This is a genomic window from Cupriavidus sp. L7L (assembly GCF_004353535.1).
GTDB classification, from domain to species: Bacteria; Pseudomonadota; Gammaproteobacteria; order Burkholderiales; family Burkholderiaceae; genus Cupriavidus; species Cupriavidus oxalaticus_A.
The window spans coordinates 13,309-38,668 of record NZ_SMNY01000058.1 but is presented as its reverse complement, the minus strand read 5'-3'; the positions used below and the strand labels follow the sequence as shown (position 1 = coordinate 38,668).

The 25,360-nt window shown below is 67.8% G+C and carries 22 protein-coding genes; 10 read left to right on the top strand and 12 right to left on the bottom strand.

Features of this window, described 5'->3' with window-relative positions; translation table 11 throughout:
- The first annotated feature begins 557 nt into the window (after positions 1 to 557).
- Both E1J61_RS34600 and E1J61_RS34595 read left to right on the top strand, forming a co-directional pair.
- Positions 558 to 1,298 carry a protein-L-isoaspartate(D-aspartate) O-methyltransferase gene (locus tag E1J61_RS34600; RefSeq protein ID WP_243737100.1) on the top strand — a complete coding sequence of 247 codons (741 nt, stop codon included), beginning with the start codon at positions 558 to 560 and terminating at the stop codon, positions 1,296 to 1,298.
- Between the two features lie 15 nt (positions 1,299 to 1,313).
- Positions 1,314 to 3,725 carry an SAM-dependent methyltransferase gene (locus E1J61_RS34595; protein ID WP_133098327.1) on the top strand — a complete coding sequence of 804 codons (2,412 nt, stop codon included), beginning with the start codon at positions 1,314 to 1,316 and terminating at the stop codon, positions 3,723 to 3,725.
- A 15-nt stretch (positions 3,726 to 3,740) separates the two neighbouring features.
- Here the strand turns inward: E1J61_RS34595 and E1J61_RS34590 are convergent, their stop codons facing one another.
- Positions 3,741 to 4,652, bottom strand: coding sequence for an ABC transporter substrate-binding protein (locus tag E1J61_RS34590; protein WP_133098326.1), 912 nt, complete (start codon positions 4,650 to 4,652; stop codon positions 3,741 to 3,743).
- A gap of 81 nt (positions 4,653 to 4,733) precedes the next feature.
- On the bottom strand, positions 4,734 to 5,207 hold the full coding sequence (gene pedF / locus E1J61_RS34585; protein WP_133098325.1) for a cytochrome c-550 PedF: 474 nt from the start codon (positions 5,205 to 5,207) through the stop codon (positions 4,734 to 4,736).
- Between the two features lie 287 nt (positions 5,208 to 5,494).
- Between pedF and E1J61_RS34580 the strand changes: the two genes are divergently transcribed.
- The 6 genes from E1J61_RS34580 to pqqE all read left to right on the top strand — a co-directional run bounded on the left by E1J61_RS34580 (position 5,495) and on the right by pqqE (position 10,882).
- On the top strand, positions 5,495 to 7,471 hold the full coding sequence (locus E1J61_RS34580; protein WP_133098324.1) for a sigma-54-dependent Fis family transcriptional regulator: 1,977 nt from the start codon (positions 5,495 to 5,497) through the stop codon (positions 7,469 to 7,471).
- 222 nt (positions 7,472 to 7,693) lie between these two features.
- Positions 7,694 to 7,768, top strand: a complete 75-nt coding sequence (pqqA, locus tag E1J61_RS38755; RefSeq protein ID WP_012355514.1) for a pyrroloquinoline quinone precursor peptide PqqA — start codon at positions 7,694 to 7,696, stop codon at positions 7,766 to 7,768.
- 85 nt (positions 7,769 to 7,853) lie between these two features.
- Entirely contained in the window at positions 7,854 to 8,771 is a 918-nt protein-coding gene (pqqB, locus tag E1J61_RS34565) for a pyrroloquinoline quinone biosynthesis protein PqqB (protein ID WP_133098323.1), read from the top strand.
- Positions 8,768 to 9,460: a pyrroloquinoline-quinone synthase PqqC gene (gene pqqC, locus E1J61_RS34560; protein ID WP_133098322.1), complete on the top strand. Its 693-nt coding sequence runs from the start codon at positions 8,768 to 8,770 to the stop codon at positions 9,458 to 9,460. Before pqqB ends, pqqC begins: the two co-directional genes overlap by 4 nt.
- Positions 9,457 to 9,741: a pyrroloquinoline quinone biosynthesis peptide chaperone PqqD gene (gene pqqD, locus E1J61_RS34555; protein ID WP_133098321.1), complete on the top strand. Its 285-nt coding sequence runs from the start codon at positions 9,457 to 9,459 to the stop codon at positions 9,739 to 9,741. The genes pqqC and pqqD overlap by 4 nt, the downstream gene beginning before the upstream one ends.
- A complete protein-coding gene (gene pqqE / locus E1J61_RS34550; RefSeq protein WP_133098320.1) occupies positions 9,713 to 10,882 on the top strand; it encodes a pyrroloquinoline quinone biosynthesis protein PqqE in 1,170 nt (389 codons plus the stop codon). Before pqqD ends, pqqE begins: the two co-directional genes overlap by 29 nt.
- A 64-nt stretch (positions 10,883 to 10,946) precedes the next feature.
- Here the strand turns inward: pqqE and E1J61_RS34545 are convergent, their stop codons facing one another.
- From E1J61_RS34545 to E1J61_RS34520, 6 genes are all read right to left on the bottom strand, one after another.
- On the bottom strand, positions 10,947 to 11,267 hold the full coding sequence (locus E1J61_RS34545; protein ID WP_133098319.1) for a c-type cytochrome: 321 nt from the start codon (positions 11,265 to 11,267) through the stop codon (positions 10,947 to 10,949).
- 84 nt (positions 11,268 to 11,351) lie between these two features.
- Positions 11,352 to 13,103, bottom strand: a complete 1,752-nt coding sequence (locus tag E1J61_RS34540) for a PQQ-dependent methanol/ethanol family dehydrogenase (RefSeq protein ID WP_133098318.1) — start codon at positions 13,101 to 13,103, stop codon at positions 11,352 to 11,354.
- A 208-nt stretch (positions 13,104 to 13,311) separates the two neighbouring features.
- Positions 13,312 to 14,121: an ABC transporter permease gene (locus E1J61_RS34535; RefSeq protein ID WP_133098317.1), complete on the bottom strand. Its 810-nt coding sequence runs from the start codon at positions 14,119 to 14,121 to the stop codon at positions 13,312 to 13,314.
- 10 nt (positions 14,122 to 14,131) lie between these two features.
- Positions 14,132 to 15,322 carry an ABC transporter substrate-binding protein gene (locus E1J61_RS34530; protein ID WP_133098316.1) on the bottom strand — a complete coding sequence of 397 codons (1,191 nt, stop codon included), beginning with the start codon at positions 15,320 to 15,322 and terminating at the stop codon, positions 14,132 to 14,134.
- A complete protein-coding gene (locus E1J61_RS34525) occupies positions 15,315 to 16,319 on the bottom strand; it encodes a PQQ-dependent catabolism-associated beta-propeller protein (protein WP_133098315.1) in 1,005 nt (334 codons plus the stop codon). The genes E1J61_RS34530 and E1J61_RS34525 overlap by 8 nt, the downstream gene beginning before the upstream one ends.
- A complete protein-coding gene (locus tag E1J61_RS34520; protein WP_133098314.1) occupies positions 16,316 to 17,152 on the bottom strand; it encodes an ATP-binding cassette domain-containing protein in 837 nt (278 codons plus the stop codon). Before E1J61_RS34520 ends, E1J61_RS34525 begins: the two co-directional genes overlap by 4 nt.
- Positions 17,153 to 17,310: 158 nt before the next feature.
- On the opposite strand from E1J61_RS34520, the gene E1J61_RS34515 reads away from it, so the two are divergent.
- Positions 17,311 to 19,740: a TonB-dependent receptor gene (locus E1J61_RS34515; protein WP_133098313.1), complete on the top strand. Its 2,430-nt coding sequence runs from the start codon at positions 17,311 to 17,313 to the stop codon at positions 19,738 to 19,740.
- Between the two features lie 182 nt (positions 19,741 to 19,922).
- On the opposite strand, the gene E1J61_RS34510 is transcribed toward E1J61_RS34515, so the two are convergent.
- The 4 genes from E1J61_RS34510 to E1J61_RS34495 form a co-directional block, all read right to left on the bottom strand.
- Positions 19,923 to 21,083: an acyl-CoA dehydrogenase family protein gene (locus E1J61_RS34510; RefSeq protein WP_133098312.1), complete on the bottom strand. Its 1,161-nt coding sequence runs from the start codon at positions 21,081 to 21,083 to the stop codon at positions 19,923 to 19,925.
- A 25-nt stretch (positions 21,084 to 21,108) separates the two neighbouring features.
- Entirely contained in the window at positions 21,109 to 21,957 is an 849-nt protein-coding gene (locus E1J61_RS34505) for a MaoC family dehydratase N-terminal domain-containing protein (protein ID WP_133098311.1), read from the bottom strand.
- Positions 21,958 to 22,063: 106 nt separating this feature from the next.
- Positions 22,064 to 22,879, bottom strand: coding sequence for a CoA ester lyase (locus tag E1J61_RS34500; protein WP_133098310.1), 816 nt, complete (start codon positions 22,877 to 22,879; stop codon positions 22,064 to 22,066).
- A 97-nt stretch (positions 22,880 to 22,976) separates the two neighbouring features.
- On the bottom strand, positions 22,977 to 24,155 hold the full coding sequence (locus E1J61_RS34495) for a CaiB/BaiF CoA-transferase family protein (RefSeq protein ID WP_133098309.1): 1,179 nt from the start codon (positions 24,153 to 24,155) through the stop codon (positions 22,977 to 22,979).
- Between the two features lie 249 nt (positions 24,156 to 24,404).
- On the opposite strand from E1J61_RS34495, the gene E1J61_RS34490 reads away from it, so the two are divergent.
- Positions 24,405 to 25,331, top strand: coding sequence for a LysR family transcriptional regulator (locus E1J61_RS34490; RefSeq protein ID WP_133098308.1), 927 nt, complete (start codon positions 24,405 to 24,407; stop codon positions 25,329 to 25,331).
- Positions 25,332 to 25,360 lie beyond the last annotated feature (29 nt).

Sequence of the window (25,360 nt, the reverse complement as noted above, 5' to 3'; positions counted from 1 at the left end):
GTTCAATCTCTGTGTGGGTCCGAAGACCCTCGCTCTTTCGAGCGGTCGCTCACTCTCAGAAAACTGACTGACCAGATCCGAAGACCCAGTCACGTTTTGCTGTGCGAGCACTGTATAACTTGTAAGCTAAAAGACCGAAGTCTTTCGCATCCGTTATCAAGCGCCCACACTTATCGGTGTTTGTTTGTTAAAGAACTTGCGCGATTCGCTTTGCTTGTCGCGTCGCTGTTTTGTCAGCAGCGAAGAAACGAGATCTTAAAGAATTTTCTACGATTTAGCAACTACTTTCGAGAACTTTCTTTTTCCGACCGGCGCTGCCAGCCGAAGTAAATCTCAAACAACCAATTCCCCTGCCATGCTTGCATTGCTGCTCGCGCTGCAGGAGGGGGCGAATATTAGTGCCTCAGAAAGAAAGTGGCAAGTCTTTTTCAAAAAACACTGAAAGTGCCCTGGTTTCCACTTTCTTGTTCATGTGCATCATCCGCCGGGCCGGAGCCCTTAGACGCGCGCCTTTTCGTGACTACGATGTCCAATAAGGCAACCTACCGCTGCTTGCCGTGAAACCGTCACCCGCCCTTTTTCTGCTCGCCGCCGCCCTGGCCGTGGCGCTGCCATGGCGCAGCGCCGGCGCGCAGGACGCAAGCGCGGCCGAGCGCGCCGACATGGTGAAGGAGATCGCCGCCATCGCGGCCGAAACCGGCGCAACCAGCGGCAGGCACACGCTGGACCGGCGCGTCATGGCGGTGATGGGCCAGGTGCCGCGGCACGAGTTCGTCCCGGATGCGCAGAAGCCGTACGCCTATCACAACCGCCCATTGCCCATCGGCCATGGCCAGACCATCTCGCAGCCCTATATCGTCGGGCTGATGACGGACCTGCTGATGGCAAAGCCCGGCGATACCGTGCTGGAGATCGGCACCGGCTCGGGCTACCAGGCGGCTGTGCTGGCCGGACTGGTCAAGGCGGTCTACACCATCGAGATCATCGAGCCGCTGGGACGGCAGGCCTGTGACCGGCTTAAGCGGCTGGCCTACCAGCAAGTGGCATGCAAAGTCGGCGATGGCTACTACGGCTGGGAGGAGCACGCGCCGTATGACGCCATCGTCGTCACCGCTGCGGCCAGCCATGTGCCGCCTCCGCTGATCCGACAGCTCAAGCCAGGTGGCCGCATGGTGATCCCGGTGGGCGCGCAGTTCATGACGCAATACCTGCTGCTGGTCGAGAAGGCCGCCGACGGCGCCGTGTCCACCCGGCAGATCCTGCCGGTCAGGTTCGTGCCGCTGGTCAGCAAGCCATAGCGCGCCGCCGGCACCATGCCACGACCGCCGCTGCTTGCCCTGGCCCTGTTGTCCGCCGCCGCGCTGGGCTATGAAATCCTGCTGATGCGGCTGCTTTCCATCATCCTGTGGCACCACTTCGCCTACATGATGATCAGCGTCGCCTTGCTTGGCTATGGCGCGGCCGGCGCGCTGGTCGCCTTCGCGCGGCCGGTGCTGCTGCGCCATTTCATGCCGGCGTTCGTGGCGGGCGCCCTGCTCTTCGGCGCCACCGCGATGGCCTGTTTCGCGATTGCCCAACTGGTCGCGTTCAATCCGCTCGAAATCCTGTGGGAGCCATCGCAGCCGCTGCGCCTGCTGCTGCTCTACCTGCTGCTGTTCGTGCCGTTCTTCTGCGCGGCGACCAGCGTCTGCCTGGTGTTTTCGCGCTTCGACACGCAAGTCCACCGCGTGTACAGCTTCGACATCCTGGGTGCGGGGCTGGGTTGCCTTGGGATCATCGTGGCGCTGTTCGCCTTGAGCCCGGTGGGGGCGCTGCGGCTGGTCAGCGCCGCAGGCATGGCGGCGGCCGCGCTGGCGTGCGTGGAATGCCGCTGGCATCGCCGATGGTTGCCGGCGTTCCTGCTGGTGGCGGCGATGGTGCCGGCTGCCGTGCCTGGAGCATGGATCGCGCTGCGGCCATCCGAGTACAAGGAACTGAGCCAGCTGCTGCGCATCGGCGATGCACGCGTGGTGGCGCAGCGCTCCAGTCCGCTCGGGCTGGTCACGGTAGTGGAAAGCCCGTCGATCCCGCTGCGTCACGCGCCCGGGTTGAGCCTGAATGCCAGCACCGAGCCGCCGCCGCAACTGGCCGTGCTGACGGACGGCGACGGGCTCAGCGCGCTCAACCGCTATGACGGCCGGCGCGAGCCGCTGGCCTACCTTGGCGACCTCACCTCTGCCCTGCCGTTCCACCTGCTGCAAAACCCTAAGGTGCTGGTGCTGGGCAGTGGCGCCGGAGCGGACGTCCTGCAGGCGATCTGGCATCACGCCAGCGCCGTCGATGCGGTGGAGCTGAATCCGCAGGTGATCGAACTGGTCCAGGGCCGCTTTGCCGCGTTCTCCGGCAAACCCTACAGCGCACCGGGCGTGCGCGTCTTTACCGGCGAGGCGCGCGGCTTCCTGGCGGCGAGCAAGGACCGCTACGACCTGATCCAGGTCGCCTTGCTCGACTCGTTCAGCACGTCCTCGGCGGGTCTGTATGCGCTGTCCGAGAGCTATCTCTATACCGTGGAAGCCTTCCAGGGCTACCTGCGCCATCTTCGCCCCGGCGGCATGCTGGCGATCACGCGCTGGGTCACGCTGCCGCCGCGCGATATTCCCAAGCTGTTCGCCACCGCCGTGGCGGCGATGGAAGGAATGGACGTGCCCGCGCCTGCGCTGCGCTTGGTGCTGATCCGCGGCTGGAAGACGGCAACGCTGCTGGTGAAGAACGGCGCGTTCGACGCGGCGGAGCTTGCCGCGCTGCAGGCCTTCTGCCGCGCCCGTTCATTCGACGTCGAATACTTTCCCGGCATCCAGGCAAGCCAGGCGAATCGCTACAACGTGCTCGACAAGCCTTACTTCTTCGAAACTGCGCAAGCCCTGCTCGGTCCCGAACGTGCGCGCTTCCTGTCGGAATACAAGTTCGACGTGCGGCCCGCAACCGACGACAAACCCTATTTCTTCCATTTCTTCAAATGGCGCACGCTGCCTGAATTGCTGGCGCTGAAGTCGCAGGGCGGCCTGCCGCTGCTGGAATGGGGTTATCCGGTGCTGGTCGCCACGCTGCTGCAGGCCACCGCCGCGGCGTTGCTGCTGATCGTGGTCCCGCTGCGAGTACTCCGACGGCGCCCCCCCGTCACCACAAACGGCAGCCAGCGTCCGCACGCATGGCGCGTCGGCTTCTATTTCCTTGCAGTCGGCGTCGGCTTCATGTTCGTCGAGATCGCCTTCATCCAGAAATTCATCCTGTTCCTGAGCCATCCACTGTATGCGGTCGCGGTGGTGCTGTGTGCCTTCCTCTGCTTCGCCGGCCTCGGCAGCCGCTACTCGCAACGCCTCCCTGCACGCGATGGGCGCCAGGCGATGCTGGCGATCACCGGCATCTGGGTGGTATCGCTGCTCTACCTCGTGGCGCTGCCCGCCGTATTCAGGCTGCTGATCGCGTTGCCCGATCCGGCCCGGATTGCCGTCGCGGTACTGCTGATCGCGCCGCTGGCGTTCCTGATGGGCATGCCCTTTCCGCTCGGCCTGAGCCGGGTCGCGGCCGGCGACGAAGCGCTGGTGCCGTGGGCCTGGGGCATCAACGCCTGCGCATCCGTAGTGGCGGCGGTGCTGGCCACGCTGGTTGCCATCCATGCCGGCTTTACCGTGGTGATCCTGGTGGCGCTGCTGTTGTACTTTGCTGCAGCGCTGGCCTGCCCATGACGGCCCGCCCGCGCTTCACGGCTCCTGCATTGTGACCCCATAGCCGGCAAAGATGCGCGCCAGTTCGCCCTTGCGCCGCAGCGCGTCCAGTGCAATCTCCAGCGATTGCGCCAGTTCCTTGTCGCCGGCCTTGATCGCCATGCCGACGGCCCAGCCGCGCGGCGGCAGCAGCGGCGAGCTGACGTCCGCCGTGGCAAAGCGCGCCGCGGACTGGCCGGCGGCCCGCAGCGCGCTCTCGTATTGCGCGCGGGTCACCATCGCGGCGGCGATCTCGCCGGCGAAGAGCGCGCGCAGCGCCTGGGCGGCCTCGGGGTAGATCTTCACCTTGTCGCGCAAGGCACCGCCCGCGCCGGACAGCAGCGCGTTGGCGCCGGCAGAGCCAGCCGCCGCGCCGGCGGGCTGGCCCGCCAGGTCGTCCAGGCTGCGCACGTCCGGCAGGCGCTCGCGGTCGCGCACCAGCACGAAGGTCTCGCGGTAGTAAGGCGCGAAGATCAACGCCTTGTCGTTGGCGCGCATGAAGGCGCGGTCGACCGGCACGTGCAGCATCACGTCCGCCGGGCCGTAGCCGAGGTAGTGGCCGCGCCACACCATCGAGCGCAGGTCGTCGGACATGTTCTCGTCGGCATCGAACGGCAGCAGCGACACCGAGACCCCCAGTTCGCTGGCCAGGGCCCGGGCCAGCGCCACGTCGATTCCTTCGTACTGGCTGCCCGCCGCCGCCGAGAAAGGCGGCAGGCCCTTGTAGACCGCGACCTTGAGCAAGCCGTTCTGGCGGATCCTGGCAAGGTCGGCCAATGCCGGCTGCGTGCCGAGCAGCGCGCCGGCCGCCAGCAAGGCGACGCAAAGCCGGCGCCGGGTCGATGCCGGTGCGGCGGGTGCGGCAGGGGTCTGGCAAAGCCTCTGGCCACTGACTGGGCTGGCAGGCATGAGGTCTCTCCTGGAATCGAATGACGATGGTTGTCGGAGCAGCAAGACGAATGGCACGGCCTGCGGGACCGTGCGCGGCCCTCACTCGCGCCGGGATTCCAGGTAGGTCTTGATTGCCCACACCGCTTCCTGGCTCAGCACGCCTTCGAACGGCGGCATATAGACGCGCCCGTCGCGCGTGCGGCCCTTGCGCACGGTGGTGGTGTAGAACTGCGAGATCTCGCCCATGCAGGCCTGCTTCTTCTTGGCATCGGCCAGCGACACGCAGTCGCCGTCGAGCTTGCGCAGGTCGGGGGCGATGCCGCCGGACACCGCTTCCAGGCCGTGGCAGCGCGCGCAGTTCTGGTTGTAGGCCGAGCTGCCGATGCGCTGCGCTTCCTGTTGCGCGGCGCCGGCGCGGTAGGGATTGTCCGGACGCCATTCGTCGCCAAGCTGTGGCAGGGCCTTGGTGTCGACGGCCTGTGGCGTGACGTCGCCGTGCGCGAGCGCGGTGGACGGTGCGGCAAGGGCCGCGCAAAGCGATAGCAAGGCAAGCAGATGGCGCTGCGTGTTCATGGATGTCTCCTGCGGTGAATGGGTGTTGTGTTTGACGCCATTTCCGCAAGAGCCATACCAGCGGGTGCGGCACGCGCCAGACCGGACGCGGAACCGCGTCGCAGCGGCACTGGCCGGGGCCGGTCCTGCCGCAGCGGCACCAGTCATCGCCGCGCCGGTGTCCCGGAATGCCACACTCTGGCAAGCGTCTTGCTTCATGGCGCAACACTGTCGGACACGCGCCCGCTGAAGGCGCCGGCAGCGACCCGCGCAAAGATCGCGGGCGACCTTCCACAGGAGACACAGAAATGACCATCCAAGCCGCACCGGCGGGTGAACCCGCGCAACCCGAGCGCGCCGAACTGATTGCCCAGGCCCACCAGCGCTCCGCTTCCTACGGACTGCGCCCCTATGAGTCGCCGGATTTCTGCCCGGTGCTGCAGAGCGAACTGAAGACCCGCATCGAACGCAGCCAGTCACTGTTCACCTATGCGCTGCCGGTGATGGAAACGCTGTACGACCAGATCGTGAACACCCAGAGCATGGTGATCCTGACCGACGCCAATGGCCTGATCCTGCACTCGCTGGGCGACGACGACTTCCTGGCCCGCGCCGACAAGGTGGCGCTGCGCGCCGGCGCGGACTGGTCGGAAGCGTCCCGCGGCACCAACGCGATCGGCACCGCGCTGGCCGAGAACCGGGCCACGCTGGTCCATGGCGCCGACCACTTCCTGGAGGCCAACCAGTTCCTGACCTGCTCCTGCATGACCATCCTCGATCCCTACGGCAAGACCGTCGGCGCGCTCGATGTGACCGGCGACCAGCGCGGTTTCCACAAGCACACCATGGCGCTGGTGCGGATGTCGGCGCAGATGATCGAGAACCAGTTGTTCGGCAATGCTTTCCGCGACATGGTGTGCATCCGCTTCCATTCGCGCGCGGAGTTCCTGGGCACGCTGGTGGAGGGCATCGTGTCGTTCACGCCGGGCGGGCGCTTCCTGTCGGCCAACCGCAGCGGGCAGTTCCAGCTGGGCCTGTCCAACGGCGCGCTGCAGGCGCATACCTTCTCGTCGCTGTTCGGCCTGTCGATGTCGCAGCTGTTCGATGTGGTGCGCGCCGCACAGGCGGGCATGGTGCAGCTGCAGTTGCCCAGCGGCGTCAAGGTCAGCGCGCGCGTGGAATGGAAGACCGGCCGGGCCGCGGTGCCCGGCGTGGACGAGGCGCGCCCCGATGCGCGCGACGCCGTCATGGCGCCACAGCGCCTGCGCGCCGACCCGTCCGGGCCCGCGGGGCCGGAAGGGCTGGACGACCTGGACACCGGCGACACGCAGATCCGGGCCGTGATCGGCAAGCTCCGCAAGGTGATCGGCAAGGACATCCCGGTGATGGTGCTGGGCGAGACCGGCACCGGCAAGGAACTGATGGCGCGCGCCATCCACGCCGACAGCCCGCGCCGCGCCGGACCGTTCATCGCGGTGAACTGCGCGTCGATCCCCGAGAACCTGATCGAGTCGGAGCTGTTCGGCTACGAGGAAGGCGCCTTCACCGGCGCCCGCAAAAAGGGCGGCATCGGCAAGATGCTGCTGGCCAACGGCGGCACGCTGTTCCTGGACGAGATCGGCGACATGCCGCTGCACCTGCAGGGACGGCTGCTGCGGGCGCTGCAGGAGCGCGCGGTGCAGCCGCTAGGCAGCAGCAAGGTGATCCATATCGATGTTTCGCTGGTGTGCGCCACCAACCGCAACCTGCGCGAGATGGTCGCCGGCGGGCAGTTCCGCGAGGACCTGTACTACCGCCTCAACGGCATGGTGGTGCGGCTGCCCGCGCTGCGCGAGCGCAGCGACCTGGACGTGGTGGCGGGCAAGCTGCTGCGCCAGGAGCGAACCGCCGGCGTGCCGCCCCGCATCAGGGACTCGGTGATGGAGATGTTCCGCGCCTACCACTGGCCGGGCAATATCCGCCAGCTCGGCAACCTGCTGCGCACCGCCCGGCTGATGGCGGAAGGCGAAGCCGAGATCACTGAAGACCACCTGCCCGACGATTTCCTGGACGACCTGCGCGAACGGCAGGCGCGCGCGGCCACGCCGGCGGCCCATGCCCTGGCGAGCGCGCCGCCGGCCACGCAGCCGACGCGGCTGGCCGAGGTCGAGGTCCAGGCCATCGTCGCCACCGTCAGGGCACACCACGGCAATATCTCGGCGGCGGCCAAGGCGCTGGGCATTTCGCGCAATACGGTCTACCGCAAGATGGAAGAGGCGCGCGGGCTGCCGCACCAGCCCGGTTGAGCGCGCCCGCCACGATGCAGTGGTGTCCCGTTCCTGGACAGGTGTCCCATTTTGAAACAGTCGTGACACAGAGAGCAGGCGCGCACGGGCTTCGGCCAGGCCTTCACCCGGCGGCATGATGCGAGGAAATCCCGGGCATGGATGTTGCCTCGAGAAGGATGCGGCAGCCAGCCTGCCGCGCCACAACGATATTCACTAACCACGCCATCCAAGGAGAGAGACATGACCTGGACCACCCCCGCCTACACCGAGCTGCGGCTGGGCTTCGAGATCACGATGTATATCGCCAACCGCTGATCGCGTCCCGGACAGGCGCAACGCCCGCGTTGCCGGGCCGCGCGCCTGCTCCGTGACGCCATGCCCACGACCAAGCGCTCGCGCCATGACAATCATCCGGGTACTGGGGTCGGCCGCCGGCGGCGGCTTCCCGCAGTGGAACTGCAACTGCCACAACTGCGACGGCGTGCGCCGCGGCACCGTGCGCGCCACGCCGCGCACGCAGTCGTCGATCGCGCTGTCCGGCGACGGGCCGGACGCGATCCTGGTCAACGCCTCGCCCGACATCCTGCAGCAGCTACGCCAGACGCCGGCGCTGCAGCCGGCGCGCGCGCCGCGCGACAGCGCCATCGCGGCGGTGCTGCTGATGGACGCGCAGATCGACCACGTCACCGGCCTGCTGATGCTGCGCGAGCACTGCCACGCCTTGCCGCTCTATGCGACCGCGGCGGTCCTCAACGACCTTGGCGCGGCCTTTCCGCTGACCCGCATGCTGTCGCACTACTGCGGCGTGCAGACGCACGCCCTGCCTTGCGACGGCACGCCGTTCACCGTGCCGCCGCTGGCGGGCATGCGGCTCACTGCCGTGCCGCTGCAAAGCAAGGCCCCGCCCTATTCCCCCAGCCGCAACGCCCCGCGCGCCGGCGACAACATCGGCCTGCGCATCGAAGACTGCCGCAGCGGCCGCCGCGCATTCTATGCGCCCGGCCTCGGCAGCGTCGACGACCGCGTCTTTGCGGAACTGCGCGACGCCGACGTCGTGCTGGTCGACGGCACCTTCTGGCGCGAGGACGAGATGCAGGCGCTCGGCTTCTCCGCCAAGGCCGCCGCCGACATGGGCCACCTGCCGCTGTCCGGCCCCGGCGGCATGATCGAAATCCTCGACCGGCTGCCCGCCGCCCGCAAGATCCTTATCCACATCAACAACACCAACCCCGTGCTGGTGGAAGACTCGCCCGAACGCGCCGAGCTGGCGCGGCACGGCATCGAGCTGGCCTGCGACGGCATGGAGATCGCGCTATGACACATCCCATTGCATGGAGCCCCGCGGAGTTCGAGGCCCGCCTGCGCGCCAAGGAAAGCGGCTACCACATCCACCATCCGTTCAACCGGCGCATGGCCGCGGGGGAGTGTTCGCCCGCGCAGATCCGCGCGTGGGTGGCAAACCGCTTCTACTACCAGGCGAATATCCCGCTGAAGGATGCTGCGATCCTGTCCAACTGCCCCGACCGCGACACGCGCCGGCAATGGATCGTGCGCATCCTCGACCATGACGGCACGGACATCGTGCCCGGCGGCATCGAAGCCTGGCTGCGGCTGGGCCAGGCCGTCGGGCTGGAGCGTGACGCGCTGCTGGACCAGCGGCACGTGCTGCCGGGCGTGCGCTTTGCCGTCGACGCTTACGTCAACTTCGGGCGCCGCGCGCCGTGGCAGGAAGCGGTGTGCTCGTCGCTGACCGAGATGTTTGCGCCGGAGATCCACAAGGAGCGGCTGGCGGGCTGGCCCACGCATTACCCATGGATCGAGGCCGCCGGGCTGGACTACTTTCGATCGCGCATCCCGCTGGCGCAGCGCGACGTCGACCATGGCCTGCGCGTGACGCTGGATTTCTTCCGTACGCCGGAACAACAGCAGCGCGCGCTCGACATCCTGCAGTTCAAGCTCGACGTCCTCTGGTCGATGCTCGACGCCATCCAGCACGCCCAGCCATGACCGCCATCACAGCCAACGCGACGCCAGACCTCGCCCGCCCGCTGCTGCACCGGACCTTCCGCCTGCAATGGGAAGAGGCGCAGCAGAGCTGGGTGCTGCTCTACCCGGAAGGCATGGTCACCCTCAACGACAGCGCCGCCGCGATCTTGCAGCGCTGCGACGGCGGCCATACGCTCGACATGCTGATCGACGACCTGCAGTCCGCATTCGGCGTGCAGGGCATCGCCCCGGAGGTACACGCCTTTGTCAAACATGCGACCGAACGCGGCTGGCTGGTCTGACGCCACCACCCTCGCACCGCCCGGCCCGCCGCTGTGGCTGCTGGCCGAGCTGACCTACCGCTGTCCGCTGCACTGCGCCTTCTGCTCGAACCCGGTTGACTATGCCCGGCACACGGCCGAGCTCGACACCGCGCAGTGGTGCGACGTATTCAGCCAGGCACGCGCGCTGGGCGCCGTGCAGCTCGGCCTGTCGGGCGGCGAGCCGATGCTGCGCAAGGACCTGGAACAACTGGTGCGGCATGCGCATGGCCTGGGCTTCTATACCAACCTCGTCACCTCGGGCGTGGGCCTGACCGACGCCAGGCTCGCGGCGTTGCGCGAGGCCGGGCTGGACCATATCCAGCTGTCCTTCCAGGACTCCACGCGCGAGCTCAACGACTTCCTGTCCAGCACCCGCACCTTTGACCTGAAGCAGCGCGTGGCCCGGATGATCAAGGCGCACGGCTACCCGATGGTGATGAACTGCGTGCTGCACCGGCACAACCTGCCGCATGTCGGCACCATCATCGAGATGGCGCTGCAGATGGGAGCGGAATACCTGGAGCTGGCCAATACCCAGTACTACGGCTGGGCGTGGGAGAACCGGCTTGCGCTGCTGCCCACGCGCGAGCAGTTGCTGGAGGCCGAGGCCGTGGTCAGGGAATACCGCGCGCGCATCGGCAAGCGCTGCCAGGTCCTGTTCGTGGTGCCCGACTATTTCGAGGACCGGCCCAAGAAGTGCATGAATGGCTGGGGCACGACCTTCCTGGGCGTGGCGCCCGACGGGACCGCCCTGCCGTGCCATGCGGCGCGCATGCTGCCGGGGCTGGCGCTGCCGAATGTGACGACGCAGGGGTTGCGCGAGATCTGGCGCGACAGCGAGGCATTCCGCCGCTTTCGCGGCACGGCATGGATGCAGGAACCGTGTCGGTCCTGCGACCACCGCGAGGAGGACTACGGCGGCTGCCACTGCCAGGCCTTCCTGCTGACCGGCGACCCCGCCGCCACGGACCCGGTCTGCGAGCGCTCCGCCGACCACGGCAAGGTCAGCAAGATCGTGCTGCAGGGACGGCTGGCGGCCATGCATCCGCGTGGCGAAGGCGAGCCGATGGTGTTCCGCAGCGATGGCAACTCCCTGCGCCTGAGCGCTGCGCGCAAGTAAAGAAAGCCCGGCGTGGCTCGCGCCAGCCGGGCTTCCGCCCTTCTCCCTCATTCCTCCCGCGTTCCTACCCTGCGTTCAACACCCACTCCGCGAGCTGCTTCGCATCCGCCTCGCCGAGATTCCCATGCGCCGGCATCGGCACCGGCCCCCACACCCCCTTGCCGCCTTCGCGGATCTTCCTGGCCAGCCGCCCGGCTGCCTGGCTGTCCCCTTTGTATTTCGCCGCCACTTCGGCGAAGCCGGGCCCCACCAGTTTCGACTGCATGCCGTGGCAGGCAAAGCAGCCGTTCTTGTCGGCCAGTGCCTGCATCTCGGCCGCCGTGCCCGCCTGCGCCGCGCAAGGCAGCAGTACCGCCGCTGCCAGCGCCATCCATTCCTTCTTCATACCCTTGTCTCGCTGTTTCGTTCTGCCGGCACGCCGGCATCGGCATCGCGATGCCAGCGTGCATGCCCATCGACTAGCCCGCGTTCAGCTCTTGTGCAGCTTGAACACCCACACCGATCCGCCCTGCTCCAGGAAATTCACCCGCTTGGCGACTTCCCCGCCCCACAGCGGCACCGCGCCGCCCCAGCCCGATACCACGGCCACATACTGCTCGCCGTTGTCCTCCCACGTGACCGGCGGCGCCACCACGCCGCTGCCGGTCTGGAACTTCCACAGTTCCTTGCCGGTCCGCGCGTCGGCTGCCTTCAGGTAGCCCTCCGGCGTGCCCCAGAACACCAGGCCGCCGGCGGTGGTCATCGCGCCGCCCCACAGCGGCGCGCCGTTCTTCGCCTCCCAGACGATCTTGCCGGTCTTGGGATTGATCGCGCGCAGCGCGCCGATGTAGTCCTGGTTCAGCGGCTGGATGGTGAAGCCCGCGCCCAGGAAAGCCGCCCCCTTCTTGTAGCTGACCGGCTCGTTCCAGATGTCCATGCCCCATTCGTTGGCCGGCACATAGAACAGGCCGGTCTGCGGGCTGTAGGCCATCGGCTGCTGGTTCTTGCCGCCGAGGAAGCCGGGCGCGGCGAACACGGACTTGCCCTTCTTCGCGTCGGCGACGGCGGCCGGGTCGCCGGGACGGCCTTCGCTGATAAAGTCGGGCCGGCCGGTCTTCAGGTCGATGCCGCTGGCCCAGGTGATCTTCCTGACGAAGGGAAAGGCGTTGACCAGCTTGCCGCTGCGCGCGTCGTTGACATAGAAGAAACCATTGCGGTCGGCCTTGCCGCCCATGCGCTTGCCATCGAGGTCGAAGGTCACGAACTCATTGACGCCGTCGAAGTCCCAGCCGTCGTTCGGCGTGTTCTGGTAGTGCCAGACGATCTTGCCGGTGGCCGGATCGATCGCCACCGTCGACGCGGAGTAGAGATTGTCGCCCTTGCGGATATGGCTGTTCCACGGCCCCGGGTTGCCCGTGCCGAAGTACACCAGCCCGGTGGCCGGATCATAGGTGCCGCCCAGCCAGGTGGCAGCGCCGCCGGTCTTCCAGGTCTCGCCAGGCCAGCTGGCGTTCTCGGCACCGGTCACGCCGATCTCGGTCTTGTTGCCGTCCTTGTCGTACTTGTAGCCCATGTGGCCTTCCACGACCGGGCGCGACCACACCAGTTGGCCGGTTTTGGCATCGCGCGCATCGACGCGGCCGACCACGCCGAATTCGCCGCCCGAGATGCCGGTCAGCACCATGCCCTTGACGATCAGCGGCGCGGCCGTGTACGAGTAGCCGGCCGCGTAGTCCTCCAGCTTTTCCTTCCACACCACCTTGCCGGTCTTCTGGTCCAGCGCCACCAGCTGCGCATCCAGCGTACCGAAGATGACCAGGTTGTCGTAGAGTGCCGCGCCGCGGTTCACCACGTCGCAGCACGGCATGATGCCTTCGGGCAGTCGGTGCTCGTACTTCCACAGCTTGGCGCCGGTCTTCAGGTCGAGCGCGTAGATGCGCGAATACGATGCCGTCACGAACATCTTGCCGTCGTGGATCAGCGGCTGCGCTTCCTGGCCGCGCTGCTTCTCGCCGCCAAACGAGAACGACCACGCCGGCACGAGGTTGCCGACGTTCTTCGTATTGATGCGCGCCAGCGTGGAGTAGCGCTGCCCTTGCGGGCCCATGCCCCACGACAGCACGTCGCCGGGGGTCTTTGCGTCGTTCTCGATCATGGCGTCGGTCACCGCCGCCTGCGCGGCCACGCTGGCCGTAGCGGCCGCGACTGCCGTGGCAACCATCACTGCTCGTAACGTCCTCATTGCCTTCTCCTCTCTTTGTTTTGGTTTCCCACCGGTGCGCCAATGCACCACACACCAGACACGAACACGGCAATTCCCATGCCAATCGGATTGCCGCGCGAGCACGCCGGATGCGGCCGCATTGCGTGCCGGCGGCCGTGTCACCACGCAACACTGCGTTGCACCTGCTCCAGATCTGAACAGCCATCCATGCCGGGCGCGGCACGGTTCAAGCCTGCCCCCGGCGGGCCATGCCGCGCTGCGGGTCGTAGCCGTGCAGCGCCAGTGCAAAGAACACCGCCGCGCAGCCTGCCACCACCGCCAGGCTTACCGGAGCCACCTGCCCGTACAGCGCGAAGCGGATGGCCTCGACCGCATGCGTGAAGGGGTTGAAGCGCGCGAGCTGATAGACGATCTCCGCCCCCGATTCCTGCAGCTTCCACAGCGGATACAGCGCCGAGCTGACAAAGAACATCGGAAAGATCACGAAATTCATGGTGCCGGCAAAGTTCTCGAGCTGGCGCACATGGACCGACAGCAGCAGTCCCAGCGCGCCCAGCATCAGCGCAGCCAGCGCCATGGCGCCGCTTGCAAGCAGCAGGTGCAGCGGCTCGAAGCGGATGCCGAACATCATCGCCACCAGCAGGAACCCGGCCATCTGCAGCAGCGACAGCACCGTGCCCGCCACCAGCTTGCAGCCGAGCAGCCAGCCGCGCGGCAACGGTGCGGTCAGCAGCAGGCGCATCACGCCCATCTCGCGGTCGTACACCATCGCCAGCGACGACTGCATGCCGTTGAACAGCGCGATCATGCCGAGCAGCCCGGGCGCCACGTAGACCTTGTATTCGATGTAGGTCTCATACGGCGGCGCGATCGCGACGCCGAGCGCATTCTGGAAGCCGGCCGCGAACACCAGCAGCCACAGCAGCGGCCGCACCAGCGACGACAGCAGGCGCCCGGGCTGGCGCAGGTACTTGCGCAGCTCGCGCCCGCAGACGGCGCGCAGCGCGCGCCAGCGATGGATCAGCACGGTGGCCATGGGTTGCGCCTTACGAGGACGGGGCGCGGCACGGGGTGTCGGCCTCGTCCGCGCCCAGGGTGTCGAGGTTGTTCTTCGGGTGCAGCACGCCTTCCACCGGTGCCACGGCAACGACGCCGTCGGGGTGCGCCAGCATGACCGGCTGGCGCAACTGGCGGTCCCAGTGCCGGAACGACAGCGGCGGGCCCTTGAAGCCGTCCACCACCACCTTGCCGGTGACCAGCGCCTGTGCCTGCGCGGCAAAGCCGGCCTTCGGCTGCCTTGCCACGCTTTCCGCGATCGCCTTGATGGCCACCCATGCGGCCCAGTCGTAGCCCGTCATCGGTCGCCCCGCCGCGCGCGTGAAGCGCCGGTTGAGCTGCGGCCCGCCATTGCGCTCCCAGGCCCAGTGCCAGGCCTGGGCGCCGAGGCCGCTGGCACCCGCCACGGGGCGCGGCAGCTGCGTGGCATAGGGCACGCCGCGGGCAAACTCGCCGTCGGCATCGGCGACCACCACCACGTCGTAGTCGGTGCCGCTGGTCAGCAGGTTCAGGTTGGCCTGGTCGCGTTCGCGCGGATCGTTGGACAGCCTGAATGTCCGTTGCGCCGACCACGCGATGCCGAAGCGGCGCGCGGACTGGACCAGCGCGTCGCGCTGCGCCGCGTCGCCCGCCGACGGGCCGCTCAGCAGCAGCGCGCGGCGCCACTTGCGCTGCGCCAGGTACTGCATCAGGGCGTCGGCGCGCATGCGCAGGCTGGGCAGCGTGTGCAGCAGCACGGGCGAACAGGCGGCGCCGCGCAGGTCGTCGTCATGGGCCGAGACATTGAACAGCAGGGCCTCGCCCGGCCTGACGGCGGCCGCCGCCTGCCGCACCGACGCGGCCGGCAGGTCGAGCAGGATAAAGCGCGTGCCCTGCCGCGCCAGTGCCGCGACCATAGTCCCGACTTCGGCTTCGCTGCGCGCTTCCTGCGCATCGAGCCTGAGCGACTGGCCCATCGCCTCCAAGGCGAAACGCGCCTCCGACGCCGCCACCTGTGCGCCGTCGAGTGCCCGGCCTTGCGGCTGGCCCGGATAGCGCTGCGCGAGGCGGCGGGGTTCATGGCGTGGATCGCCGGCCAGCGACACCACCGCCACGCGCACCTCTGCGGCCTGCACGGTAGCCGCGAGCAGGCCAAATGCGGCGGCAACCGCCTGGCAGCGCGAGCGCAGGCGTTCAGTCATCGATCGCTACCGAGTGCGGCACCCGGCCCGCCCTGAGGGTTGCGATCGCCTTGCCGCTGGCGGCATCCACCACGCTGACATCGTCCGACAGGCCGTTGGCGACATAGAGCCTGGCGTTGTCGCGGCTCAGCGCCAGCCCCCAAGCGCGCCGGCCGACCAGCACATAGTCCAGCACCCGGCGCGACGCCACGTCCACCACCGCCACGTGATTGGCACGCCCGAGCCCGACATAGGCACGCGTGCCGTCGCTGCTGGCCGCCATCCCCACCGGGGTCACATCCCCGGCGCGGAAGCCCCGCGGCGTGAAGTGGATGGTATGGGCCACCTCCAGCGTATCGGTGCGGATCACGCTGACGCTGGCGGACAACTCGTTCGAGACCCACAACTCCTTGCCGTCGCGCAACAGCAGCAGCCGGCGCGGCCGGTTGCCGACCTGGATATTGCTCACCACCTTGCGCGTGGCCACGTCGATCACGTGGACCAGGTTGGCCACCTCCGAGGTCACGTAGACCCGCTTGCCGTCCGCGCTGACCTTGACGCCCTCCGGCTCCTCGCCCACCTTGACCGCGAACACGCGCCTGCCCGAAGCGGTGTCGTAGGCCGAGAGCAGGCCATCCTCTTCGTTCGAGACATAGAGCATGCGGCCGTCCAGGCTCAGGTCGAACAGCTCAGGGTCGTCGCCCACCGGCAGCGAGGCCAGCGTCTTGCGGCTGGCCACGTCGACCACGTCGACGCGGTGGTCGTCGCTGCAGGCTACATACAGGCGCGCACGATCGGGCGAGAGCTGCAGGTGGCGCGGCCGCTTGCACTGGCGCCACACGGCCAGCTGCTGCCGGCTGCGCGCATCGAAGGCGGCAATGGCATCGTCCTTCTCGCTCGACACGAACACCTGGCCAGTGGCCACGCGCGCCGCTTCGGCCAGCCCGGCGGCCACCAGCAATGCCGTCACCAGCAGCAGCGTGATGGCGAACCACCTGGGAGATGGCATCTGGTTCATGCGGGGACGCTCCTTTCGGGGTTGTTGGCAGAAGCGGCGGCGGAAGCGGCGACAGAAGCGGCCGGTGCCCGCGTCATGGCCAGGAACGCGCTCTCAACGTCGTCGCGCCCGGCCGCGTCGCGCAGCGCCGCCGGCGTGCCATCGAAGCGCACGGTGCCTCGGTCCAGCACGATCACGCGGCCGGCGTGCTCCACCTCCTGCACCAGGTGCGTGGCCCACAGCACACCGGCCTGCGCCTGCGCGGCGAGGCGCCTGGCCATGCCGACCAGCTGCGCCCGCGAAGCCGGGTCGAGGCCCACGGTGGGCTCATCCAGCAGCAGCAGCGCCGGTTCGTGCAGCAGCGCTCGCGCCAGCTCCACCTTGCGCCGGTTGCCGCCGGACAGCTCGCGCACCGGCGCGTGCGCCCGCGCGGCCAGGCCGAAGTCATCGAGCAACCGGGCGATGCGCTGCGTGGCGACACGACGCGGCAGCCCGTGCAGGTCCGCGTGGAAGCGCAGGTTGGCCAGCACCGGCAGGTCCAGGTCGATGGCCGGCTGCTGGAACACGATGCCCAGGCGCGCCAGCGCGCGCACCGGATCGCGCCCCATGTCGTGCCCGAGCATATCGCTGCCCAGCACCGTCACGCGCCCGGCATCGGCGACGAACAGGCCGCTGAGGATCTGGAACAGCGTGGTCTTGCCGGCCCCGTTGGGACCGAGCAGCGCCACGAACTCGCCGCGCCGCACGGTGAGCGAGACCCCGTCCAGCGCCACGCGCGCGCCGAACGCCTTGCGCACGCCCGCGCAGTACAGCGCCAGCGGTGCGTCGGTAGCGGTGATGTCAGCCAAAGCCATGCTCCCGGGATGGTGGTCGGCCTCACAGGTCGGCGTTCCGCGGCAGGCCGGGGGTGTTTCCCGATGCCCGCGGTACGGAACCTGCTCACTCCTCAGCCAGTTCGATTTCAGGTGCCGCCCGATGCAGGCGGCGCCGTGTACGCCCGAGGAGATGCAAGATGCCAGCCAGCCCGTTCCCTGCCGCCCGAAGGCAGGCTTTCCGCCATGCCGCGGCCCGCCGCCGCTGCGCTGCCACGGCCATCGCCATGGCAGCGGCGCTGCTGCTCCAGCGTCCCGCTGTTGCACAACTGGACAGCGCTGCTCAAAAACAGGACAGCGCGGTGCTGCCCGAAGTACTGGTGGTCGCCGCGGCGCCGCTGCCCGGTATCGGCGTCGCCAGCGACCTGGTGCCCTACACCGTGCAGACCGTGCGCGGCGATGAGCTGGACGGAACCCGGGCCGGCAACCTGACCGAGTACCTGGCGCGCAACCTGGCCGGCGTCAACGTCAACGACATCCAGGGAAGCCCGTTCCAGAGCGACATCACCTACCGGGGCTTCCGTGCCTCATCGATCCCCGGCGTGCCGCAGGGGCTCTCGGTCTATCTCGACGGCATTCGCGTCAACGAGCCCTTTGGCGACGTGGTCAGCTGGGACATGATCCCGGAGGCCGCGCTCGCCAGCGTATCGCTGGTATCCAGCGGCAATCCGGCCTATGGCCTGAACAGCCTGGGCGGCGCACTGGCCATGACCACCCGCTCCGGGCTGGACTCTCCGGGCTTTACCGCCGACCTGTCTTATGGCAGCGGCAGCCGCAAGCGCGCGGACCTTTCCGGCGGCGTGCGCAACGACAGTGGCTGGCACGCCTTCGCCGCCGGCACGCTGTTCCAGGAGCACGGCTGGCGCGACCAGTCGTCGGGGCGGCTCGGCAACGTGTTCGCCAAGGCCGGTTATGCGGGCGATACGGACAGCGTCGACGTCTCGCTGCTGCACGGCCGCAGCACGCTGACCGGCAACGGGCTGGTGCCGTCCTACCGGGCCGACGGCAGCGTGACGCTGCCCGATATTTATCAATCGAACCGCCGCGCCGCGTATACCTACCCGGACCAGACCCGCAACGAGGTGACCCAGGTTGCCGTCAACGGCCGCCACTGGTTCGACGACAAGACCAGCGCCGCCGCCCTCGCCTACGTGCGCAACAGCCGCCGCGACACCACCAATGGCGACGTCAATCCCGATTACGAGGAATATGCGGAAGCCTGCGAGGACGGCTTCAATGCCGACGGCAGCCCGCGCAGCGGCGACTGCGGCGTGACCCGCGCCGAAGGCGCCGCGCTGCATCCCGCCGTGGTCAACACCACCCATATGCGGCAGCAGACCGTCGGCGTGGCGCTCAGCCTCTCCCGGGAAACCGATCGCCACGTGCTCAACGCCGGCGTCAGCCTGGACCGCAGCCGCCTGACCTATTCCCAGTTCGAGCAGCCCGGCACGCTTACCGCGGACCGCGGCGCCGTGGCCGACCCGGCCGAACCGAATGCGCTGTTCTCCGGCGTCAGCGGCAACGCGCGCACCTTCGGCGCCTACCTGGCCGACACCTGGTCGCTGACACCCAGCACCTTCCTGACGGCGTCGGCGCGATGGAATCTCGCCACCGTCAGCAATACGCTGCGCAACAGCGACGGCAGCGAGCAGCCGCGCGAAAGCTTTACTTACCGCCGCCTCAATCCCGCGCTGGGGCTGGTGCAGAAGCTCGGCGGCGGCGTCACGGTATTCGGCGGCTACGCGCAGAACAACCGCGTGCCCACGGTGCTCGAACTCGGCTGCGCCGACCCCGCGCGCCCGTGCCGCCTGCCGGCCGGGCTGCAGGCCGATCCCTACCTGAAGCAGGTGGTCTCGCACGCCTATGAAGCCGGCGTGCGCTGGCGCCCCGGCAAGGACACCGAGGTCACCGCCACGCTCTACCGCATCGACAACCACGACGACATCTTCTTCCTGCGCGCGCCCGACACCCGGCTCGGCTATTTCGCCAACTTCGACCGCACCCGCAACCAGGGGCTCGACCTGAGCGCGCGCCAGCGGGTTGGCGACGTTACGCTGCGGCTGGCCTACAGCTACCTGCAGGCCACCTACCAGGCGGCAGGCCAGCTGGCGGTCGGCGAACGCACCATCGAGATCCAGCCCGGCATGCGCATGGCCGGCCTGCCGCGCCATACGCTCAAGCTTGGCGCCGACTGGCAGCCGCTGGCCGGGCTGACGCTCGGCGCCGACCTGGTCGCCGTGTCCGGCAGCGTCGCCAGCGGCAACGAGGACGGCCTGCGCGGGGATACGCAACCAGGCCAGCCGCCCAAAACCGCCGACTGGCATGTGCCTGGCTACGCCACCGTCAACCTGCGCGCGACGTACAAGGTCAACAAGCGCTTCGAGGTCTATGCGCGCGTGGCGAACCTGTTCGACCGGCGCTACGAGACCTATGGGCAGGTGGCGAACAACGTCTTTCCCGGCGGCAGCCTGGTGCAGCCGCACGTGGCGCCAGGCGATGCCGCGACGGCGTTGTTCGTGGCGCCGGGGGCGCCGCGCAGCGTCTGGGTGGGGCTGGTGTACCGGATGTAGGGAATGGCCCTCAGGAGGGCGCCTGCAAGCTGCGCCGCCCCCAGTTTTCGGCCGGCCGTTCGAGGTGCAGGCGGATGAAATCCATCAGCGTGCGAGCGCCGGACCAGCGAGGCCCCGCGCGCGGGAGAAGGGAGCGTTTGCGCCGGGGTGGTGGCAAGCACCAGCGCTCGCGCGTAATCGCCTCAGAACGAGCGCGGCATCCCCAGGATATGCTCGCCCACGTACGAAAGAATCAGGTTCGTCGAAATCGGCGCCACCTGGTACAGGCGCGTCTCGCGGAACTTGCGCTCGACGTCATACTCCGCCGCGAAGCCAAAGCCGCCGTGGTACTGCACGCAGGCATTGGCCGCTTCCCACGACGCATCCGCCGCCAGCATCTTGGCCATATTGGCTTCGGCACCGCACGGCTGGTGCGCGTCGAACAACTTTGCCGCCTTGAAGCGCATCAGGTTGGCAGCCTCGACGTTGACGAAGGCCCTGGCGATCGGGAACTGCACGCCCTGGTTCTGCCCGATCGGGCGGCCGAACACCACGCGCTCGTTGACGTACTTGGTCACCTTGTCGATAAACCAGTAGCCGTCGCCAATGCACTCGGCAGCGATCAGCGTGCGTTCGGCGTTAAGGCCGTCGAGAATGTACTTGAAGCCCCTGCCTTCCTCGCCGATCAGGTTCTCGGCCGGAATCTCAAGATTGTCGAAGAACAGCTCGTTGGTCTCGTGGTTGACCATGTTGAGGATCGGCTGGACGGTCAGTCCCTTGCCGATCGCTTCGCGCAGGTCGACGACGAAGATCGACATGCCTTCCGACTTCTTCGTGCACTCGGCCAGCGGCGTGGTGCGCGCCAGCAGGATCATCAGGTCCGAATGCTGCACGCGCGAGATCCACACTTTCTGGCCGTTGACGACATACTTGTCGCCCTTGCGCACGGCGGTGGTCTTGATCTTTGTCGTGTCGGTGCCCGTGGTCGGCTCCGTCACGGCCATCGACTGCTGGCGCAGTTCGCCGCTGGCGATCCTGGGCAGGTACAGCTTCTTCTGCTCGGCCGAGCCGTGGCGCAGCAGCGTGCCCATGTTGTACATCTGGCCGTGGCAGGCGCCCGAGTTGCCGCCGGCACGGTTGATTTCCTCCATGATCACGGAGGCCTGCGTCAGGCCCAGGCCCGAACCGCCATACTCTTCCGGGATCAGCGCGGCCAGCCAGCCGGCCGCGGTCAGTGCATTGACGAATTCCTCGGGATAGCCCCGCACTTCGTCAACCTTGCGGAAGTACTCCGACGAGAACTGCCCGCACAGGTCGCGCACGGCTTCACGGATTTCCTGGTATTCATCGATTCGGTTCTGCACAGCCTTGCCTCCGACTTGCCTGGGGTTAGTTCAGTTCTGCCGACGCGCTCATCGCGAGAGCGCCGTCTTCATGGCGGATCCACAGCTCGACGGACTTGCCGTCCTGGCTGCGCTTGCCGCAGACGTATATGCGTTGCGGCACGAAGGTGGGCCGGACACCGCGGAAAGAGAAGCGCCTGACCACCGCATCCGGCAGGTTATTGCGCACCAGTTCCATCAGCAGCATCGCCTGCAGCGGGCCGTGGAGGATCAGGTCCGGGTAGTGCTCGACCGCGGTCACGTATTGCTTGTCGTAGTGGATGCGATGGCCGTTGAAGGTCAGCGCGGAGAAGCGGAACAGCAGCACGGGGTCGGTCGCCACCTCCTGGACCCACTCCTCGTCCGTCGGCGCCGGGACCGGTTCCGGTGCGGGCGCGTTGGGCGAGGCGTTCTCGCGGTAGACGATGTCATGCTCCTCCGTGACCGCCAGGCCATCGGGGCCCGAGTACTTGTGCTCGACCGTGACAAAGGCGAGCGACCCGGTGCGGCCGGTCTTGGCGCTCACATCGAGGATGCGCGACACCTTGGAGACCGCATCGCCGACGCGCAGCGGCTGGTGGAACCAGAGCCGGCCACCGGCCCACATGCGGCGCGGCAGCGGCACCGGCGGCAGGAAGCCGCCACGGCTGGCATGGCCGTCCGAACCCAGCTCGGACTGGCGGTGCAGCGGCAGGAAGTACAGCCAGTGCCAGAGCGGCGCGATGGCCGTGCCGCGGACCGTTACGGGGTTCTCATAGTCCAGCGTTGCCGCCAGGGCCTTTACGGGATAGGCAGTGATCTCGTCCTGGCTCTCAGTGGTCCTGCCGATCCATTCCTTCAACTTCACAACGTCCATCACATCTCTCTGGTGTTGATTGCGTGGGTTCCACTATGCGCGCTGCGGCGCTGCGCTCCAATTCGAAAGTTCGGAACGAGCCATTCGCCCGCGCGGAAAGCAGTCTTCAGCCGGCGCGGCCCGCCTGGCGCAGCAGGTCGGCCGCGCGCGCGATCACAGGGGCGTCGACCATCTCGCCATCGAGCTGGAAGGCACCGGGCCTTGACCTTGCGCCCTCGATCACACGCGCGGCCCATGCCAGCTGCGCTTCCGACGGGCGATAGGCAGTGTTCACCGCATCCACCTGCGACGGATGGATGCAGAGCTTGGCGCCGAATCCCAGCCGCCGGCCGCGTGTGCTGGCGGCGCGGAGCTCATCGGCATCGGCAATGGAGACCGTCACCCCGTCCACCGGCGGTGCAATGCCCGCGGTCCTTGAAGCCAGCACGAGCATGGAGCGGAAGAACAGTAGCTCCTGGTCGTCGCCCTCGATACCCAGCTCCGTGCGGAAGTCCACGGTGCCGAAGATCAGGCGCTCCACACCCGGCGCCGCGGCGATCTCCGCCACGCTGGCCATGCCGGCGGCAGTCTCGATCAGAGGCAGCACCTTGATCGCCGGTGGCAGGTGCCGGGTCACCTGCGCGATCTGCGCGGCACTCTCCGCCTTCGGCAACACGACGCCCTGCACGCCAGGCTTCAGGCAGGCGCGCACGTCGTCCTCGAACCAGCGTGTCTGCGTAGCGTTGATGCGTACCAGGCCGGTGCCGCCTGCCGCCAGGTAGTCGGCGAGCAGGTGCCGGGCCCGGTCCTTGTCTTCTTCCGATACGGCATCCTCGAGATCGAGGATGACCCGGTCGGCGCCCGAGGCATGAGCCTTGGCAAAACGTTCGGGGCGGTTGGCCGGGACGAACAGATACGAGCGGGCGATAGCGGTGGTTGTCATGGAAACTCTGCTGGCGACAGGCGAGCGCCTGTCTCCCGCCGGCTAGTGGCGGGAAGATGGCAAACACAGAAAAACAGGCGGAAGGACCCGGCGCGGACTAGATCGCGCCCTCCGCATGCAGTCGCGCGACGTCGTCGCCGCTGTAGCCGAGCTCGCGCAGGATCGCTTCGCTGTGCTCGCCCAGCGCGGGGATGGCATCCATGCGCGGCTCGAAGGCATTCGACAGGCCCGGCGGCAGCATCGCGGGGATCACCCCGACCGGGGACCGGACCGAGGTCCAGCGCTCGCGTGCCTTGAGCTGCGGATGGTTCCACAGGTCGCGCATGTCGTTCATGCGCGCGTTGGCGATCTGCGCGCGCTCCAGCCGCTCGACCACGTCGTCGATCGTCAAGGCGGCGAAGACCTCGGTGATTACCTGCGTCAGCTCGACCCGGCTCTTCGAGCGCAGGGAGTTGGTGACGAAGCGCTCGTCGGTGCTGAGTTCCGGCCGCTCCAGCACGACACGGCAGAAGGCCTCCCATTCGCGCTCGTTCTGCAGGCCCAGGATGATGGTCTTGCCGTCGCCGGCGGTGAACGGTCCATATGGGAAGATGGTGGCATGCGAGGCGCCGGCGCGCGGAGGCGGCGTGGCGCCGTCGAAGGCGTAGTACAGCGGGAAGCTCATCCACTCGGCCATGCTTTCCAGCATCGACACATCGATATGCGCGCCCTTCCCGGTCTTGCCGCGCTGTAGCAGCGCCGCCAGGATATTGGTGTAGGCATACATGCCGGCCGCGATATCCGCGATCGAGCAGCCCGCCTTGGACGGGCTCTCCGGCGTGCCGGTGATCGAGACGAAACCGGACTCGGCCTGGATCAGCAGGTCATAGGCCTTCTTGTCGCGGTACGGGCCGTCGTTGCCATAGCCGGAGATATCGCAGACGACGATGCCGGGATAGCGCTGCGACAGCGCTTCGTAGGACAGGCCCAGCCGGTCGGCGGCACCCGGTGCCAGGTTCTGCACCAGCACATCGGCCTGGTCCAGGATCTTCTGCAGGATTGCCGGCGCTTCCGGATGCTTCAGGTCCAGCGCCAGGCTTTCCTTCGAGCGGTTGGTCCAGGCGAAGTGCGACGACATGCCGTCGACGCGCTCGTCGTAGCCGCGCGCGAAGTCGCCGACCTTCGGCCGCTCGATCTTGATAACGCGTGCACCCAGGTCTGCCAGCTGGCGGGTACAGAACGGCGCAGCAATCGCATGCTCCAGGGAAACCACGGTAATGCCATCAAGGGGACGCATAGCAGCCTTTTCGTGAAGATTGCGCTCGCACTGCCATCGCGGCACGAACGGCGGGGATCCGGTTGGCGGCCCGCTTCGCTAGTCGCATCGCCAGCCGCTTCGCTGCAAGTCTCGCAGTCCCGGCATGGCCCGTAAATCTCGTTTTCTCGAAGCAGCCGTTCACCCACGCCGAAAGCACCGCCCTGGCGTGCCCGGCAACGGTTTACGCTCCATGCGGCACCTTGATAAAGTTACGCCCAAGGAGCCCCCATGCATTTTGATTTTGCCGACCTGAGGCTGTTTGCGCGCATCGCCGAAGAAGAGAACCTGTCGCGCGGGGCGAGAAAGGCATTTCTGTCGCCCGCGGCGGCCAGCGCGCGACTCAAGGCGCTGGAAGACCAGCTCGGCACCCGGCTTTTCTACCGCGAAAGCAAGGGCCTGGCCCTGACCCCGGCCGGCGAGCGCCTGCTGCGGCATACACGCGTGATCGAACGCCAGTTCGAGCACGTGCGCAGCGAGTTCGAGGAATATTCGAAAGACTCGGTCGGCCATATCCGCATCTTTGCCAACACGACGGCGGTCACCGAGTTCATGCCCGAGGTGCTGGCCCGCTTCATGGCGGAGCGCCCTGCCGTCACCGTTGACCTGCAGGAACGCCTGACGCGGGACATCATCCGCGGGATACTGGACGGCAGCGCGGACCTTGGCATTATCTCCGGACCGCTCAATGCGGAAGGGCTGGAGGTCATCCACTTCAGCACCGACAAGCTGGTGCTGGCCACGCCGGTGGGACATCCGCTGACGCGGAAGAAGAACGTCACCTTTGACGACACGCTCGAATACGAGCATGTCAGCCTGCATGAAGGCAGCACGCTGCATGCGTTCCTGACCGAACTCGTGCGCGACCAGCGCCGCAAGCTGCAGATCCGCATCCAGATCCGCAGCTTCGAAGCGATGTGCCGGATGATCGAAGCCGGCGTCGGCATCGGCGTGGTGCCGTTGTCGGCCGCATTGCGGCATCGCCAGACCATGAAGATCGACATCATCGAGTTGCCCGAGGCCTGGGCGGTACGCGAGCGCGCGGTGATCGTGCGCGAGCTGGACGGCTTGCCCGGGTGCGCGAAGGCGCTGATCGATGAACTGATCGAAGTGGCGCAGGCCGCGGGCGGGAGCCCGGAAGGCGCGCTTTCAAGATGACCCACACCAGGGCAGCCTTCTCGCGCCTG